The sequence below is a fragment of the Pseudomonas paralactis genome (assembly GCF_001439735.1).
In the GTDB taxonomy this organism is placed as follows: domain Bacteria; phylum Pseudomonadota; class Gammaproteobacteria; order Pseudomonadales; family Pseudomonadaceae; genus Aquipseudomonas; species Aquipseudomonas paralactis.
This window is the reverse complement of sequence record NZ_JYLN01000002.1, coordinates 721,258-739,215: the sequence shown is the minus strand read 5'-3', so window position 1 is coordinate 739,215 and position 17,958 is coordinate 721,258. Positions and strand designations below refer to the sequence as shown.

At 61.9% G+C, this 17,958-nt stretch carries 10 protein-coding genes and 2 pseudogenes; 8 read left to right on the top strand and 4 right to left on the bottom strand.

Going from position 1 to position 17,958, the window contains the following annotated elements; genetic code table 11:
* Positions 1-95 precede the first annotated feature (95 nt).
* The 3 genes and pseudogenes from TX23_RS28745 to TX23_RS07520 form a co-directional block, all read left to right on the top strand.
* Positions 96-1,217 (top strand): annotated as a pseudogene (locus TX23_RS28745) (methyl-accepting chemotaxis protein); the annotation flags it as partial.
* Between the two features lie 333 nt (positions 1,218-1,550).
* Positions 1,551-2,123, top strand: a pseudogene (locus tag TX23_RS28920) (methyl-accepting chemotaxis protein); the annotation flags it as partial.
* A 125-nt stretch (positions 2,124-2,248) separates the two neighbouring features.
* Entirely contained in the window at positions 2,249-2,677 is a 429-nt protein-coding gene (locus tag TX23_RS07520; RefSeq protein ID WP_057701645.1) for a hypothetical protein, read from the top strand.
* On the opposite strand, the gene TX23_RS07515 is transcribed toward TX23_RS07520, so the two are convergent.
* Together TX23_RS07515 and cra are read right to left on the bottom strand one after the other, a co-directional pair.
* On the bottom strand, positions 2,624-3,400 hold the full coding sequence (locus tag TX23_RS07515) for a TatD family hydrolase (protein ID WP_057701644.1): 777 nt from the start codon (positions 3,398-3,400) through the stop codon (positions 2,624-2,626). The two genes, TX23_RS07520 and TX23_RS07515, sit on opposite strands and share 54 nt — an antisense overlap.
* 2 nt (positions 3,401-3,402) lie before the next feature.
* Positions 3,403-4,398 (bottom strand): catabolite repressor/activator, encoded by a 996-nt coding sequence (cra, locus tag TX23_RS07510; RefSeq protein ID WP_057701643.1) that lies wholly within the window; start codon positions 4,396-4,398, stop codon positions 3,403-3,405.
* A gap of 293 nt (positions 4,399-4,691) precedes the next feature.
* On the opposite strand from cra, the gene ptsP reads away from it, so the two are divergent.
* From ptsP to TX23_RS07490, 4 genes are all read left to right on the top strand, one after another.
* Entirely contained in the window at positions 4,692-7,550 is a 2,859-nt protein-coding gene (gene ptsP, locus TX23_RS07505; protein ID WP_057701642.1) for a phosphoenolpyruvate--protein phosphotransferase, read from the top strand.
* Positions 7,551-8,471: a 1-phosphofructokinase gene (pfkB, locus tag TX23_RS07500; protein WP_057701641.1), complete on the top strand. Its 921-nt coding sequence runs from the start codon at positions 7,551-7,553 to the stop codon at positions 8,469-8,471.
* Positions 8,472-8,482: 11 nt separating this feature from the next.
* Positions 8,483-10,192 carry a PTS fructose-like transporter subunit IIB gene (locus tag TX23_RS07495; RefSeq protein WP_057701640.1) on the top strand — a complete coding sequence of 570 codons (1,710 nt, stop codon included), beginning with the start codon at positions 8,483-8,485 and terminating at the stop codon, positions 10,190-10,192.
* A 181-nt stretch (positions 10,193-10,373) separates the two neighbouring features.
* The gene (locus TX23_RS07490) at positions 10,374-11,915 is read left to right on the top strand and encodes an alkaline phosphatase D family protein (RefSeq protein ID WP_032877824.1); all 1,542 of its coding nucleotides are present in this window, start codon (positions 10,374-10,376) and stop codon (positions 11,913-11,915) included.
* Between the two features lie 199 nt (positions 11,916-12,114).
* On the opposite strand, the gene TX23_RS07485 is transcribed toward TX23_RS07490, so the two are convergent.
* Together TX23_RS07485 and TX23_RS07480 are read right to left on the bottom strand one after the other, a co-directional pair.
* The gene (locus tag TX23_RS07485) at positions 12,115-14,640 is read right to left on the bottom strand and encodes a PepSY domain-containing protein (protein ID WP_057701639.1); all 2,526 of its coding nucleotides are present in this window, start codon (positions 14,638-14,640) and stop codon (positions 12,115-12,117) included.
* Between the two features lie 136 nt (positions 14,641-14,776).
* Positions 14,777-17,071, bottom strand: coding sequence for a TonB-dependent receptor (locus TX23_RS07480; protein WP_057701638.1), 2,295 nt, complete (start codon positions 17,069-17,071; stop codon positions 14,777-14,779).
* Between the two features lie 205 nt (positions 17,072-17,276).
* Between TX23_RS07480 and TX23_RS07475 the strand changes: the two genes are divergently transcribed.
* Complete coding sequence (locus TX23_RS07475) at positions 17,277-17,957, top strand: Fe2+-dependent dioxygenase (RefSeq protein WP_034126270.1); 681 nt, start codon at positions 17,277-17,279, stop codon at positions 17,955-17,957.
* Position 17,958: the final 1 nt, after the last annotated feature.

Genomic DNA, 17,958 nt, shown 5'->3' with positions numbered 1-17,958 from the left:
CTTCGAATTGAGCTATACAGACAGAGCGCCAAATAGTGGCTATCTGCCGCCGCCCTGCGCCTCAATAACAATAAAAGAAGGGGAGATCACCTGTGATGAGCTTGCTCTATCCTGCCGTTGCGCTGATGAACCGCCTGAGCTTCGGCATGAAGTTCAGCCTGATCAGCGTGCTGTTCCTGCTGCCGATGCTGGCGACCAACTATTACCTGGTGCGTGACTCGTGGCGCGAATTTCAGGGCACCCGTATCGAACTGCAAAGCCTCGATTTGCTTGGCAGTAGCCTGGCATTGCGGCGTGAGTTGGAAACGCTGAATAACCAGGTACAGATCAACGTCATCCTCGGGCAGTCCGGCAAGGCGGCGGATCTAGAGGCGCAGATCAATGAACTGGAGCAACGTGTGCTGGAGCGGTTGCAGGGGTTGCACGCCATGGCGACGCAGCCTGAGCAAGTCGAAGTCTTTGAAAACAAGCGCGACGAGCTGATCGACGCGTTCAAGGTCCAACAGCAGGAAACCTCGTTGCTCAACAAAGCGGCGTTGATCGGCAAGTTACTCAACCAGGCCCAGATGCTCAGCCAAATCATCGCCAGCCAAGCCGGCCTGAGCCGTGATGCACAGAGTGATCTGCGCCAGCTCAGCGACCTGGTCACTGCGGTCACTCCGCAGGTTACGCAACTGCTGGGTGAGGGCCGCGCGATGGGTGCGTATTCCCTGGGCCAGGGCTTTATCAATTCCTCCTCCAGTACGCGCTTTGACGAGCTGTTGCAGCAGGTCGAAAAGCTCCAGGGCGAATACGGCTTGAAGCTGCACGACGCGCTGGGCGCCAGCAACGCCGCGCACGCAGCACTCGATAGCTTGGCGCAAGCCAGCCAGGCCAGTCTCAAGCAAGGCAGTGAGCTGTTCGAAGAGCAGGTGGTGATGGCCGAGACGCTGGACACACCCTGGCAAGGTTTTTATGACGGCGTCAGCCAACTGATGGCCAAGACCTATCAACTCGATGACGCCACCCTGGCGTTCATTGGGCAGCAACTGGAGCAACGTCTGGCGCAGAACCGCTTGCACATGGTGTTGCTGGTCGCGGCCCTGGTGGCGGTGTTTGCGCTGATTTTCTATTTATATGCAGGTTTCTTTGTCTCCACCCGCACGACCTTGCGCAGCCTGGGAGCGATGATGGACAAAGTCGCGGCCGGTGACATGACGGTCACGTTCGTTGCTCACAGCCGCGATGAGTTGGGCGATTTGGGCCAGGTATTCAATGGCACCGTGGCCAAAATTCACGACCTGATCGAGCGCGTCGGGCATACGGTCAGCCAGGTCGAGTTGCAGGCCGGCCAGGTGCAAGCGGTATCGGCGCAGAGTAACCAGGCGGTATCCGGCCAGCGCAGCCAGATCGAGCAAGTGGCAACGGCGATGAACCAGATGTCTGCCACCGCCCAGGAAGTGGCGCGCAGCGCGGCGGCGGCCGTCAACAGTGCACAAAGCGTCAATGATGAAACCGTCAGCGGGCGGGCGCTGGTGCAATCTCAACAAAGCGGCATCGCACGCCTGGCTTTGGAGATCGATGAGTCGGTGCGGGTGATCAACCAGTTGGCGGCCGATAGCCAGTCCATCAGCAGCGTACTGGAGGTGATCAAAAGCATTGCCGAACAGACCAATTTGTTGGCGCTCAACGCCGCCATCGAAGCTGCGCGCGCTGGTGAACAAGGACGCGGTTTTGCCGTAGTGGCCGATGAGGTCCGCACCCTGGCTCGGCGTACTCAGCACTCCACTGAAGAAATCGAGCAAATGATCATGCGCTTGCACAGTGGCGTCGGCGCAGCGGTGAAGGCGATGGGCAGCAGCCATGAAATGGCGAGTGGCACGGTAGGGCAGTCTGAAAAGGTCCAGCACGCCCTGGAAAATATCCTTGGTGCTGTAGGAATGATTGTGGACCAGAACCAGCAGATCGCGGCTGCCGTCGAGCAGCAAACGGCGGTCGCTCACGACATCGACCAGAATATTGTGCAAATCAATCGCGCCGGTGAACATGCGGCACAAGGCGCTCAACAGACCGAAGCGGCCAGCCGGCAGTTGTCGGCGCAGGTCATTGAGTTGAAGCAATTGATTGGCGCGTTTCGGGTGTAAGAATTTTCTGTGGGACCACGCCGTGAATCACGTGGCATTTGTCCTGATTTGCCGGGCTGTGTTTTATCGCGGCGTGAATGGGTGAGAATTTATTTCATCAGTCACGGTCACGAGAGGATACGACGATGGCCGCTGCAATCGGCATCAAAGGGCACTGTGCCCAGTGCGACATGACGTTTGAGCTCAAGCCCTGGCAACTGAACGCCATCGCCATTGAAGTACCGTTTGACTGCGCGTACTGCCATTCGGGCTTGAAGCTGTGCTGCCACAAGCAGTTGCGTCAGTTTCGCGCCCTGGACCAATGGGCGCTGGTGCGGCCCAGCATGATCATGCTCACCTGCGCCACCTTGCTGATGGCGTTGTTCGCAGAGTGGTTGGGGCTGCTCAGCGTGATCGGGCAGTTCTACATTTCGCTGGTGACGGTGTCGATTCATTTTCTGGTCGTGCGCTACGCCCGTTATCGGCAAAGGATGACCTTGAGCTTGCAAGTCGTCAGCCCGCTACCAGTTGAACAGCTCGCACGCATTGCGTGTGCTCGTCTCACTCAGCAATAGAGGGCTGATGCCCATGCGCTCAGCCAGGGCGGTGCAGATAGCCGGGAGGTGCTGCGGGCTATTGCGTTGGTTGGGGTACATGGCCGGGGCCATGTCCGGCGAGTCGGTTTCCAGTACCACGGCTTCAAGGGGCAGTTGGGCCAGTACCTTGTGCATGCGCAGGGCCTGGGGCCAGGTGGCAGCGCCGCCCAGGCCGAGTTTGAAACCCAGCTTGATGTACTCGCGGGCCTCTTCAACGCTGCCGGCGAACGCATGGATGATCCCGCCCCGTGACAGGCGGATGCGCTTGAGGGTGGCAATCACGGCGGCGTGGCTGCGGCGTACATGCAGCAAGGCGGGCAGTTGGAAGTCCGCCGCGAGTTTCAGCTGGGCCTCGAACAGGCTTTGCTGGCGCTCGCGATCCAGGTGTTCAAGGAAGTAATCCAGGCCGATTTCGCCCACGGCGCAGAGTTGCCGATGGCTGTGCAAGCGCGTCAACCAGTCGCCCAACGCCAGCAGGTCGGCAGGACGATGCTCATCGAGATACACCGGATGCAAGCCGAAGGCCGCGAATAAGCCTTCGTCCTGCTGCACCAGATCCCATAGCCGCTGCCAATTCTGCTGATACACCCCCAGGACCACCAGACGCCGCACCCCGAGTTCACGGCTGTGGGCGAGGACTTGCGGGCGGTCGTGATCGAAATCCGCAAAGTCCAGGTGGGTGTGGGTGTCGATCAGCTCCACGCTCAGGCCTCGTGAATGCGCTGCTTGAACGTGCGGCCAATCGCGTGCACGCCCGGTTGGTACTGCTCTTCTTCAATGGCCGCCAGGGCCAGGCGCAGTGCGGTTTCGGCGATCAGTTGATGTTGCTGGGCCATGGCGTTGACGGGCAGCGGCAGGAAGTCCAGCAATTGGGTGTCGCCGAACGTGCCCAGGCGCAGCGGCCGCGACCGGAGCGGGAAATCATGCAGCGCATCGAACACACCTTGCAGCAGCACGTAGGAAGTGGTCACCAGCGCGTCAGGCAAATGCCCCAGACGTTGCAGCAGTTGCTCCATCAGCTGTCGGCCGCAGTCACGGCTGAAAGCTTCGCCTTGTTCGATGATCACTTCGCCGGTGAAGTCTTGCAGCGCTTCACGAAAACCTGCGGTGCGTTCCTGGCTGATGCTCAGCTCGGGACGTGCGCCAATCAGCGCGATTTGCTTGGGCAGCGGTTGCAGCAGGCTGCTGGTGAGTTGCTGGCAGGCCTGGTGGTCATCGCTGACCACTGAACAGAACTGCTCAGGCTCCATCACCCGGTCGATGGCAATCACCGGCAACCCCTTGGCTTGCAAGTCGCGATAGCTGTCATCACTGGCCGGCAGGCAACTGGCGACGAACAACGCATCGCAGCGTCGCGCACGGAACAGTTGCAGCAGTTGGCGTTCGCTGTCGGCTTCGTCATCGGAACTGGCAATCAGCAACTGATAACCCCGTGCCCGCGCGCCTTGCTCCAGCAGCTTGGCAATGCGAGCGTAACTGGGGTTTTCCAGGTCTGGCAGGATGAACCCCAGGGTGCGCGTATGCCGGCTGCGCAGCCCGGCGGCTTGAGGGTTGGGGGTAAAACCATGGGCCTGGACCACGGCACGCACACGCTCAACGGTTGCGTTGCTGATGCGCTGCTGTTCGGCCTTGCCATTGATGACATAGCTGGCGGTGGTGACGGACACACCGGCCAGACGTGCAATATCGCTGAGTTTCAAACCGGGATTTCCTTGTTTTTTAGAGCGTGCCCCGACATTTTGTCCAATCGTAACCGATTCCAGCTCACGACCAATGTCCCACGACAGGCGCCGAGTGGTGCTTCAAGCTTGCGCAATTAACGCGTAATCTGCCATAAATTCTAGATTAAACGTTTCAGCAAGCGTATTTTTACGATGTTCGCCCCTGAGTGGCTACTGCCAATTGACCACTCAGTCAGTTATTTTTGAACGTCTCGCGCTGATTTATTCAAAACAATACCTAGTGCGCACATCGCACTAACTAGGAGAACGGCATGCTTGAGCTCACTGTAGAGCAGATATCCATGGGCCAGGTGGCTGTGGATAAATCTGCTGCCTTGCACCTGCTCGCTGACAAACTGGTGGCCGATGGCCTGGTTGCCGAGGGGTATCTGAGTGGCTTGCAAGCCCGTGAAGCCCAGGGTTCGACCTTTCTCGGCCAGGGCATCGCCATTCCCCACGGCACCCCCGAAACCCGCGACCAGGTGTTCACCACCGGTGTGCGCCTGCTGCAGTTCCCCGAAGGGGTGGACTGGGGCGATGGCCAGATCGTTTACCTGGCCATCGGCATCGCCGCCAAATCCGACGAACACCTGCGCCTGTTGCAACTGCTGACCCGTGCCCTCGGTGAAACCGACCTTGGCCAGGCGTTGCGCCGTGCCGGCAGCGCCGAAGCGTTGTTGAAGCTGCTGCAAGGTGCGCCGCAGGAACTGGCACTGGATGCGCAGATGATCAGCCTGGGTGTGTCTGCCGATGATTTTGAAGAGCTGGTGTGGCGCGGTGCACGCCTGCTGCGCCAGGCCGACTGCGTGAGCAATGGTTTTGCCGCGGTGTTGCAACAGGTTGACGCGTTGCCCCTGGGCGATGGCCTGTGGTGGCTGCACAGTGAACAGACGGTCAAGCGCCCGGGCCTGGCGTTTGTCACACCGGACAAACCCATGCGCTACCTCGGCCAGCCCCTGCACGGCCTGTTCTGCCTGGCGAGCCTGGGCGAAGCCCATCAAACCTTGCTTGAACGCTTGTGTGCCCTGTTGATTGAAGGGCGCGGCCAGGAACTGGGCCGTGCCACCAGCAGCCGTGCGGTGCTGGAAGTGCTGGGCGGGGAATTGCCGCCCGACTGGCCCAGCGCGCGCATCACCTTGGCCAACGCCCATGGCTTGCACGCCCGCCCGGCCAAGATCCTTGCGCAACTGGCCAAAAGTTTTGACGGCGATATCCGCGTGCGCATCGTTGATGGCCCCGTGGGCGCGGTGTCGGTTAAAAGCCTGAGCAAGTTGCTCAGCCTCGGTGCGCGTCGCGGCCAGGTGCTGGAGTTTGTTGCCGAGCCGACGATTGCCGGCGATGCCCTGCCTGCACTGTCGGCCGCCGTCGAAGAGGGCCTTGGCGAAGAGGTCGAGCCATTGCCGACCCTGAGCGCCCAGCCTGCCCCTGTGGATATCGAGCCGGTGCTCAGCGCGCCATCAAGCGGTAGCCAGATCCAGGCCATCGCCGCCGCGCCCGGCATCGCCATCGGCCCGGCGCATATCCAGATTCCACAGCTGTTCGATTACCCCCTGCGCGGTGAGTCTGCCGCCATCGAACGCCAGCGCCTGCACACCGCCCTGGGCGATGTGCGCAAGGATATTCAGGGCCTGATCGAACGCAGCCAGGCCAAGGCCATCCGCGAGATTTTCATCACCCATCAGGAAATGCTCGACGACCCGGAGCTGACCGACGAAGTCGATACCCGCCTCAAGCAAGGCGAAAGCGCCGAAGCCGCGTGGATGAGCGTGATCGAAGCCGCCGCCAGGCAGCAGGAAGCCTTGCAGGACGCCTTGCTGGCCGAGCGCGCCGCCGACCTGCGTGACATCGGCCGTCGCGTGCTGGCGCAGTTGTGCGGCGTAGAAACTGCCCAGGAGCCCAGCGAGCCCTACATACTGGTGATGGATGAAGTCGGCCCTTCGGACGTTGCGCGTCTGGACCCGGCCCGCGTGGCCGGCATTCTGACCGCCCGCGGTGGTGCCACCGCTCACAGCGCCATCGTCGCCCGCGCCCTGGGGATTCCCGCTCTGGTCGGCGCCGGTGCTGCGGTGCTGTTGCTGAGCGCCGGTACGCCGCTGTTGCTCGACGGCCAGCGTGGTCGCCTGCATGTCGACCCCGACACCGCTACCCTGCAACGCGCCACCGTAGAACGCGACACCCGCGAGCAACGCCTGCAAGCCGCGTCGGCTCAACGCCACGAAGCGGCGCTGACCCGTGACGGTCACGCCGTGGAAGTTTTCGCCAATATCGGTGAAAGCGCTGGTGTGGCGAGTGCGGTGGAGCAGGGCGCCGAAGGCATTGGCCTGCTGCGCACCGAACTGATTTTCATGGCCCACCCACAGGCGCCGGACGAGGCTACCCAGGAAGCCGAGTACCGCCGCGTCCTCGATGGGCTCGGCGGTCGCCCGCTGGTGGTGCGCACCCTTGATGTGGGCGGTGATAAACCCTTGCCCTATTGGCCCATCGCCCAGGAAGAAAACCCCTTCCTTGGCGTGCGCGGCATTCGCCTGACCTTGCAGCGCCCGCAGATCATGGAAGCGCAACTGCGTGCACTGCTGCGTTCGGCGGATAACCGACCGCTGCGCATCATGTTCCCCATGGTCGGCAGCGTGGATGAATGGCGCGCCGCCCGGGATATGACCGAGCGCCTGCGCCTGGAAATCCCGGTCGCCGATTTGCAACTGGGCATCATGATCGAAGTGCCGTCAGCCGCCTTGCTGGCGCCGGTCCTCGCCAAGGAAGTGGATTTTTTCAGCGTCGGCACCAACGACCTCACCCAGTACACCCTGGCCATCGACCGCGGCCATCCGACCCTGTCGGCCCAGGCCGATGGCTTGCACCCGGCGGTCTTGCAACTGATCGACATCACCGTGCGCGCGGCCCATGCCCATGGCAAATGGGTCGGCGTGTGCGGCGAGTTGGCGGCAGACCCGCTGGCGGTGCCGGTGCTGGTGGGCCTGGGGGTGGATGAGTTGAGCGTGTCGGCCCGCAGCATTCCGGAAGTGAAGGCGCGGGTGCGCGAATTCAGTCTGAGCGAGGCCCAGAGCCTGGCGCAACAGGCACTGGCGGTGGGTTCGCCCGCGCAAGTGCGTGCCCTAGTGGAGGCCGTGTAGATGGCGAAGATTTTGACCCTGACGCTGAACCCGGCGTTGGACCTCACGGTGCGCCTCGCGCGCCTGGAACCCGGCGAAGTTAATCGCAGTGAAGCGATGTTGACCCACGCGGCCGGCAAGGGCGTGAACGTGGCTCAGGTGCTGGCCGACCTGGGCCACTACGTCAGTGTGGGCGGGTTTCTCGGTAGCGCCAACCCGCAGGCTTTCGATGCACTGATCAAACGCCGTGGGTTTGGCGATGCCTTCATACGTGTCCCCGGCGAAACCCGTAGCAACATCAAGATTGCCGAACAGGATGGGCGTGTCACCGACATCAATGCTCCGGGGCCGCTGGTGGATGAGCAGGCGCAAAAAGCGCTGCTCAAGATGATCGCGATGATTGGCCCGGAGTTCGATGCGGTGGTGGTGGCCGGCAGCTTGCCGCGCGGCGTCAGCCCGCAGTGGTTTAAAGGGTTGCTGGAGGCGTTGAAAGACCTCGGGTTGAAAGTGGCCCTGGACACCAGTGGTGAAGCGCTGCGCCTGGGGTTGGAGGTTGGCCCGTGGCTGGTCAAACCCAATACCGAAGAGCTGACCGAGGCCCTGGATAATGCCACCGATTCCATCAGCCGACTGCATCAGCAAGGCGTCGAACATGTAGTTGTTTCCGATGGCGCCGCGGGTGTGACCTGGTATCGCCCAGGCGCGGCGCTGCACGCCACGCCGCCCAAGGTGACGGTGGCCAGTACCGTGGGTGCTGGCGACTCGCTGCTGGCCGGGATGCTTCACGGTTTGCTCAGTGGCGATACGCCTGAGCACACCTTGCGCCGCGCTACAGCGATTGCCGCGATGGCCGTCACGCAGATCGGTTTCGGCATCAGCGATGACGCGCAGTTGGCGCGCCTTGAAAGCGGCGTCGACGTACGCACGCTGACAGAACAATAAGAGGGTTTGTGATGAAGTTAGCCATTGTTACCGCCTGCCCAAACGGCATGGTCACCAGTGTGCTGTGCGCCCGCTTGTTGGACGCCGCAGCCCAGCGCATGGGCCTGCACACCAGTGTTGAAGTCGTCGATGTGCAGCGCCCGGAACGTCAGTTGTCCCAAGCCACGATCAATGATGCCGAGTGGGTACTGCTGGTCAGCAGCACCCCGGTAGATATGCAGCGTTTTATCGGCAAGCGCGTATTCCAGACCACGCCCGCCCAGGCGCTGGCAGATGTCGAAGGCGTACTGCGCCGGGGCGCTGAAGAGGCCCAGGTGTATGTCGCCAGTGACGCCCCGGTGGCGGCGAAGAATGCGCCGCGTATTGTCGCGATTACGGCGTGTCCGACCGGAGTGGCCCACACCTTCATGGCCGCCGAAGCCTTGCAGCAGACCGCCAAGCGCCTGGGCTACGACTTGCAGGTCGAAACCCAGGGCTCGGTCGGCGCCCGCACACCGCTGAGCCCGCAAGCCATCGCCGAGGCCGACGTGGTGTTACTGGCGGCGGATATTGAAGTCGCCACCGAGCGTTTTGCCGGCAAGAAAATTTACCGCTGTGGCACCGGCATCGCCCTCAAGCAATCCGAAGCCATCCTCAACAAATCCCTGGCTGAAGGCGCGGTGGAAAACGCCGCCAGCGGCGCGCCGGCCAAGTCGGAGAAAACCGGGGTCTACAAACACCTGCTCACCGGCGTGTCGTACATGTTGCCGATGGTGGTGGCGGGGGGCTTATTGATTGCCTTGTCATTTGTGTTCGGCATCCATGCTTTCGAGCAGCCAGGCACTTTGGCTGCGGCGCTGAAAAGCGTCGGTGACCAGGCCTTCCTGCTGATGGTGCCGCTGCTGGCGGGCTACATCGCCTACTCGATCGCCGACCGTCCTGGCCTGGCGCCGGGCATGATCGGCGGCTTACTGGCGGGGACGCTGGGGGCTGGGTTTATCGGCGGCATCCTGGCCGGTTTCGTCGCGGGTTACTGCGTCAAACTGATCAGCCGTGCGGTGCAGTTGCCCCAGAGCCTGGAGGCGCTCAAGCCGATCCTGATCATCCCGTTGCTGGCGAGCCTGTTCACCGGCCTGGTGATGATCTACCTGGTGGGCCCGCCGGTCGCACGTTTGCTGACGGGGCTCACCGATTTTCTCAGCACCATGGGCACCACCAATGCGGTGCTGCTGGGCATTTTGCTCGGCGGCATGATGTGCGTGGATTTGGGCGGGCCGATCAACAAGGCGGCGTATGCGTTTTCCGTCGGCCTGCTGGCGGCGTCGAGCGGCGCACCGATGGCCGCGACCATGGCCGCCGGCATGGTGCCGCCGATTGGCATGGGTATCGCCACCTTGCTGGCGCGGCGCAAATTCGCTCAGACCGAACGCGAAGCCGGCAAGGCCGCGATGATCCTGGGGCTGTGCTTTATCTCCGAAGGCGCGATCCCGTTTGCAGCCAAAGACCCGCTGCGCGTGATCCCGGCCAGCATCGCCGGTGGCGCGTTGACCGGCGCACTGTCGATGTACTTCGGCTGCAAACTCGCCGCGCCCCATGGCGGCTTGTTTGTACTGGTGATTCCCAATGCGATGAACCATGCGTTGTTGTACTTGTTGGCGATTGTGGCGGGCAGTGTGTTGACGGGGTTGGTGTATGCCGTGCTCAAGCGACCGGAAGCGGCCGAGCTGGCCGTGACTGCCTGACCAATACCCTGTAGGAGCGAGCTTGCTCGCGAAGAACTCAAAGGCGCCGCGTTCATTCAGGAAGCCCGCGTGATCGTTGATGTTTTTCGCGAGCAAGCTCGCTCCTACCGTTGGATCCTGTCATATCCGCTTCATCCCATCATGCTTAAGTGGCCCTTTTGATACTCAAGAGGGCACCTGCATGAGCCACTTCGATCTCGGCCGTCGCCGCGTGATGCAAGCCGTAGGCGCCGGCCTGTTGTTGCCGGGCCTGGCCCCGGCGGTGATCGCCTCGGTCAAGGACCGGCCGCAACTCACCGATGGCGTGCAATCGGGCGACCTGCTGGGCGATCGGGCGATGATCTGGAGCCGCAGCGACCGCCCCGCGAAGATGGTGGTGGAGTGGGACACCCGCAGTGTGTTCAGCAACCCCCGCCGATTGGTTTCCCCCCTGGCCGACAGCCGCAGCGACTTTACCGCCCGTGTCGAACTCACCGGTTTGCCGGTCGATCAGTCGATCTTCTACCGTGTTCACTTCGAAGACGCGCAGACCGGCGTCGCCAGCGAGCCGTGGTTTGGTCACTTGCGCAGCGAGCCGCAACAGCGTCGCGACATTCGTTTTGTGTGGAGCGGCGATACCGTGGGCCAGGGCTTCGGCATCAACCCGGAGATTGGCGGTATGCGCATTTACGAAGCCATGCGCCTGCGCTTGCCGGACTTTTTTATCCACAGTGGCGACACCATCTACGCCGACGGCCCGGTGCCCGCGCAGTTGACCACCGAAGGCGGACGTATCTGGCGCAACATCACCACCGAGGCCAAGAGCAAAGTGGCGGAAACCCTCGATGAGTATCGCGGCAATTACCGCTACAACCTGCTGGATGAAAACGTGCGCCGCTTCAATGCCCAAGTGCCGCAGATCTGGCAGTGGGACGATCATGAGGTGATCAATAACTGGTCCTCCAGCAAACAACTGGATGAGCGTTACCAAACCCGTGACATCAATACCCTGGTCGGCCGTGCGCGCCAGGCCTGGCTGGAGTATTCACCGATGCGCCGTCAGAGTGCCGACGGCGGCGGGCGTATTTACCGCAAGCTCAGTTACGGGCCGCTGCTGGACGTGTTCGTGCTGGATATGCGCAGCTATCGCGGGCCGAATGACGACAACCTGGGCGGCGAAAAACCGTTCCTCGGTCGCCAGCAACTGGACTGGCTCAAGCGCGAACTCAAGGCGTCGCAGGCACAGTGGAAGGTGATCGCCGCCGACATGCCGATCGGCCTGGGCGTGCCCGACGGCGAAGTCAGCCCCGGCGTGGCGCGCTGGGAAGCCATCGCCAATGGCGACCCCGGCCCGGCGCAGGGGCGTGAGTTGGAGATTGCTGAACTGCTTGGTTTCCTGCGTGCGCAGAAGGTGCGCAACCATGTGTGGCTGACGGCCGATGTGCACTACTGCGCGGCGCACCACTACCATCCGGACCGGGCGGCGTTCCAGGATTTCGAGCCATTTTGGGAGTTTGTGGCAGGGCCGCTGAATGCCGGCAGCTTCGGGCCCAATCCGCTGGATAAAACCTTTGGCCCGCAAGTCGTGTTCGAGAAAGCCCCGCCTGCGCAAAACACCTCGCCGTTTGCGGGTTTTCAGTTTTTTGGTGAAGTGCAGATTGATGGGCAGACGGGGGAGTTGACGGTTATTTTGCGCGATCTCGACGGCGTCTCGGTGTTTGAGCAAAAACTGCAACCGGCCTGACCTGGAATGCAGTCAAAAAATGTGGGGGGTTAAGTGACACATCGCCCTCTGTAGGAGCGAGCTTGCTCGCGAAAAACGTCAACCATAACGCGTGCTTCCTGAATACACGCGGCGCCTGTGAGTTTTTCGCGAGCAAGCTCGCTCCTACAGGTATTGGGGCAAGCCTCCTCCCACATTGATTCTTCAGTGTCTGAAAATCTCAGTACACATCCCGACGATAGCGGCCCTGTTCAATCAGGCGCTCCACCGTCTCACTGCCCAGGATATCCACCAACGCCTGATCCACCCCCGTCGCCATGCCCTGCAAACTGCCGCAGACATAAATCGCCGCACCGTCCGCCAGCCATTTGCGCAGGACATCCGCCGATTCGCGCAGGCGATCCTGTACGTAGACCTTCTCTTCCTGATCGCGGGAAAACGCCAGGTCCAGCAGCGCCAGGTCACCACTGGCGAGCCAGCCTTGCAGTTCGTCCTGGCACAGGTAGTCGTGGGCGATATTGCGCTCGCCAAACAGCAACCAGTTGCGCTGCTGGCCATCGGCAATGCGCGCCTTGAGCAAGCTGCGCAGGCCGGCAAGGCCGGTGCCGTTGCCCAGCAGGATCAACGGCACGGGAGCGTCCGGCAGGTGGAAGGCACTGTTGCGGCGCAGGCGCAGGCTGATGCCGGAACCGATGGCGGCGTGTTCCGTCAGCCAGCCGGAGCCCAGACCCAGGCTGCCGTCGGGGTGGCGCTCCTGGCGCACGATCAGTTCCAGCACGCCGTCACTGGCAATCGAGGCGATGGAGTATTCGCGCATACTCAGGGGCACCAGCGCGTCCACCAGGGCCTGGGCATGCAGGCCGACCAGATGCGCACGGTTGTCCGGCAGTTGTCGGCTGGCCAGGGCTTGATCGAGCGTTTGTGCCAAACCGTCGATCAATACGCCGTCGCTGCCGGCCAGGCCGAGGCCGTCGAGGAAATGCTCCACGGCCCACGGGCAATTGCGCGGCAAGACTTCCACCAGGTCGCCGGCGAGCCAGCTATGAGGCGAGGGCGCTGTGAGACCGAGCAGGTACACATCGGCCCCCACGCTGCCGGGGTTGAGCAGGCGGCGTTGGCTCAACGTCCAGCTTTCGTACTGGGCCGTCTGCCAGGTTGCCGCGGGGGCGTGACCGGTGAGCTGGCCCAGTTGCTGTTGCCAGGTGTGCAGGGCCACTGCGTCGCCGCTGTCGACTTCCACCGGGGCAAACAGCGGGTTGCCGCCCTGGTTGGTCAGCCAGAAGTGCAGGCGTCGGGCAAAACCGCAGAAGTGTTGGTACTGCCGATCACCCAGGGCCAGCACCGAGTAGTTCAAACCTTTGAGGGGCAGGTCCTGGCCGAGCACGCTGCGCTCAAAACCACGGGCACTGTCGGGGGCTTCGCCATCGCCGAAGGTGCTGACCACAAACAGCGCATGTTGCGACTGGCTGAGGTCGTCGCGGCTGACGCTGCCCAGGGGCTGCACCTTGACCGCCACGCCGGCGGCCTGCAATTGCCCGGCAGTCTGCCAGGCCAACTGTTCGGCAAAGCCGCTCTGGCTGGCAAACCCGATCAGCCAGGCCGGTGCATCGCCGGGGTTGGCGCTCAAACCTTGGCGGGCCTGGCGTACCTGGCGTTTCTTGCGACGACGGTCGAGGTACAACAGCCAGCCGGTGATGAAAAACAGGGGCATGAGCAGCGAGCTGACGGTGAGCACGATGCGCCCGATCAGGCCGAAATAACTGCCGGTGTGTAACGCATAGACGCTGGTCAGCAATTGCGATTTGAGGCTCTTGCTGGCGTAGCGGTCAAGGGATTTGACCTCACCGGTGGCCGGGTCCAGGTTGATCTGGTTCAGCGCACGGTCATGGGGCGAATCCTTGAGCAGGTAATACACGGTGGCCGGTTGCCCGGCGACGCCCGGCATTCGGATGTTGTAGGCACTCAGATCGGGGCCGGCGTTGCTGTAGATGCTGCTCCAGATCGCGTCGTAGTTGGCCACCGGCGCCGGGCCTGAGGGCGGCGGGCCGCGCTTGCGCATCCGCTCGTTCTGCGGTGCATCAGAGAGCAGTTTGGTCACGCCCTGGTTGTACCAGTCATAAGACCAGTACAGCCCGGTCAGTGCCGCCAGCAGGTAAAACAGCAGGCACCAGGTGCCGAACACCGAGTGCAGGTCCCAGTTGAAGCTGCGGCCCTTTTTGCGCCAGTCCAGGGTCAGCCACACGCGCCAGCTTTTTACCTGGCGCGGCCAGCGCAGGTACAAACCGGAGAGGCAGAAGAACACCAGGATCAGGGTGCAAGCGCCCGTGATATTGCGCCCGGTGTCGCCGATGGCGAGGAAGCGGTGCAGTTGCAGGATAAAGCCGAATACATCCTGGCCGACGGCGTCGCCCAGGTAGTCGCCGGTATACGGGTCGAAGTAGCGCATCTGGCCACGACGCTCCCCCGGCGGCGGGGTAAAGGCGACCCGGCCGGCATTGCCGCTGTCGCTTTCCACCCACAACATCGCCACGCTCTTGCCTTCGGTGGCTTCCAGCTTGCGCACCAGTTCGGCAGGCGGCAGCACACCGGCTTCGCGTTTCTGTACGTTCAGAACCGTGGGGTTGAGGGCCCGCAGGATTTCATCCTGGAACGAGTACGCAGCCCCGGTGATCCCCATCAAGGCCAGCACCAGCCCGGCAGTGATGCCGAAGAACCAGTGCAACTGAAACAGGGTTTTCTTCAACACGTCGGGCCGCCTCGCTTATCTGGATATCGATGTCACGGCGCGCATTATGCCGTGGGTTATCGAGAAAAATTCTGTTTTACACACAAAAGCCCCACGCATCCGATACGTGGGGCTTTGGGTCGAGCATTGACTGCGTTTAGAAGTGGAAGCTGGTGGTCAACAGGGCGGTACGACCGGCCGCCTGGTTGGCGAAGTGCGTGGAGAATGCCTTGTCGTAGTAAGTCTTGTCGGTCAGGTTCTGCACGTTCAGTTGCAGATCGACGTTCTTGGTCAGCTTGTAGCTGGCCATGGCGTCGTAACGGGTGTAGGAAGGTACGTACACAGTGTTGCCGACATCGCCGTAAACCTGATCGACATAGAAGGCGCCGCCACCGATGGTGAGCTTGGGCGTGATGTCGTAGGTGGTCCACAGGCTAAAGGAGTTCTTCGGCGTGTTGGGCATCTGGTTGCCTTTGCTGGAGCCGGTGCCCACCACGCCATTACGTCCATTGAGACCGGATTTGACCAGCTCGCTGTCCAGGTAGCTGTAGCCCGCAAACAACTGCCATTTATCTGTGATCTTGCCGCTGGCGGACAACTCAATGCCGTCGACCTGAGATTCACCGGCGTTCTGGTAGGTGAGGGCGTCCACCAGGATGCGGGTGTTTTTCTTCTCGGTGCGGAAGATAGCAGCGGTCAGAGACAGGCGATCGTGGAACAGGTCCCACTTGGTGCCCAGTTCGTAGTTAACGGTTTCTTCGGGCTGCAAGTCGCTGGTGGCGGCACCGGCTGACAGCGGGTTGCCGTCGGAGCCTTCACCTACCAGGCCACCGGCTGGCGTGGCCGAGGTCGCGTAGGACGCGTAGATGCTGCCGTTCTCAAGCGGTTTCCACACCAGGCCTGCCTGCCAGTTGAAGAACTGGCTGTCGTCCTTGATCTTGGAACGTCCGGCAACGGCGTTGCTGTTGGCTTCGGTATCGAAGGTGTCATAGCGCAGACCGACGTTCAGCAGCCATTTCGGATCGAGTTCGATGGTGTCGAACACATAGGCGGCGCGGCTGGTGGCCTTGGTGTTGGTGCCCATGTAATTGCGCGCGACGCTGCCGGTCCAGGCATCGTCCGGGTTCGGGTTGGCCAGGGACGTGCAGCTGCCACCGCTATTGCCGACCTTGTCAGGTGTGCAACCACCTAAAGGATTACCGTTTGGCGAAACGGTATAGCCGCTGACACGCGTTTCTTCACCGGTGAATTCCAGGCCGGTGGAGTAGCTGTGCTTGAAACCCAGCGCCTGGAAGCTGCCGAACAGGTCGGTCTGGTTGGTGGTTGTGGTGGTCGTGGAAACACGGCTATTGGCACGACGCCATACGGTGCCGTACTTGTTGACGTTGAATTTGCTGTCATCCGGTTGTGTCAGCACATAGTCCTGGCCGGTGCTGCCATGACGCAGGGTGTTCTTCAGCGTCATGTTGTCGTTCAGGTCGTGTTCGATAGAGAACGTGCTGATGTCGGCGCGGGTCTTGCGGAAATCGCGGCTTTTCAAACCGTAAAAATTGTTGCTGTCGCCGCCGTCGTTGGGTTTGTCGTGAGCGTGGGCGGTGGCGGTCGGTGAGCCATAGCCATACGGAATCCCCGAATCCGGCAGGTCATCGCTTTCCATATGGTAATAGCTGAGGTTGACGCGGGTCGGCGTGCCCAGGCCAAACGTCAGCGACGGGGCGACACCCCAACGGTCGTAGTTCACCGCATCGCGGCCGGCGACGTTTTGTTCGTGGCTCATCAGGTTCAGGCGGAAGGCGGCGCTGTCGTCGAGGAACTGGCGGTTCACGTCGAGCACGTAGCGGCGAGTCTGATCGGAGCCGTAGGTGAAGCCGCCGTTGGTGAAGTCCCGCGCTTGTGGGGTCTTGCTCACCAGGTTGAGGCTGCCACCGGCCGAACCACGGCCGCCGAACGAGGAGTTCGGGCCCTTGCTGACTTCGATCGACTCGATGTCGAAGATCTCGCGGCTCTGGCCGCCGGTGTCGCGCACGCCGTCCAGGTAAGTGTCGCCCTGGGCATCAAAACCACGAATGAACGGGCGGTCGCCCTGGGGGTTGCCGCCTTCACCGGCGCCGAAGGTAATGCCCGGTACGGTGCGCAAGGCATCCTGCAACGACGTGGCGGCCGTGTCCTTGAGTACTTGTTGCGGCACCACGGTGACCGAACGCGGTGTGTCCACCAGCGGCGCGGTGTACTTCTGCGACGAGGCTTTTTCCACCTGGTAGGAGGTGTTGTCCTGATCCTGGCCGGTAATATTGGTGGCGCCGAGGGAGATAGGGTTGCGCTCGCCTTTTTGCTCGGTGTTTTCCGCTGCCTGCGCCATGTGGGCGGCAGAGCTGGCGCTGAGTGCAACGCCGATGGCCGAGGCCAGCATACGCGGTGAACTGGCGGTTGTTATTAGTGTAGTGCGCGACATGACGTGTCCCTTCCCCAAGGATGTGAGGCCGCGGAATATAGGGCCAACAAGACTTTGTATCAATTGCGAGATATTGCTATTCGCATCGAATTTACATTCTTTACACTTTTTCATTACGGATTTTGCGTTCTCGTTCGTCCCCGGGTTTTACAGGGCGGATAAGAATCAATACCATTGGCGCCTCTCTGATCGCAGGTATTGCCTCATGTTGCTGCACATTCCCGGCCTGTTCTCTCGCGAGGAGGTGCTGCGCATTCGCCAAGCCCTGGAAGAGACCGAATGGGCTGACGGCAAAATCACCGCCGGTCACCAGTCGGCCAAGGCCAAGCACAACCTGCAATTGCCTGAAGGTCACCCCTTGGCCAAGGAAATTGGCGCAGCCATGCTGGAGCGGTTGTGGAGCAACCCGCTGTTCATGTCGGCCGCGCTGCCGCACAAAGTCTTCCCGCCGCTGCTCAACTGCTATACCGCAGGCGGCAGTTTTGACTTTCATATCGACAATGCGGTGCGCCAGCCCAAAGGCAGCCACGAGCGCGTGCGCACCGACCTGTCGTCCACGCTGTTCTTCAGCGATCCCGACGAGTACGACGGCGGCGAACTGGAGATTCAGGACACCTTCGGGCTGCAACGGGTCAAGCTCCCTGCTGGTGATATGGTGCTATACCCCGGCTCCAGCCTGCACAAAGTCAACGCGGTGACCCGTGGCGCGCGCTATGCCTCGTTCTTCTGGACCCAAAGCCTGGTGCGCGAAGACAGCCAGCGCACCTTGCTGTTCGAGATGGACGGCGCCATTCAGCAACTGACCCGCGACGTGCCCGATCACCCGGCGCTGATCCAGCTCACCGGCACCTACCACAACCTGTTGCGCCGCTGGGTCGAGGTCTGAG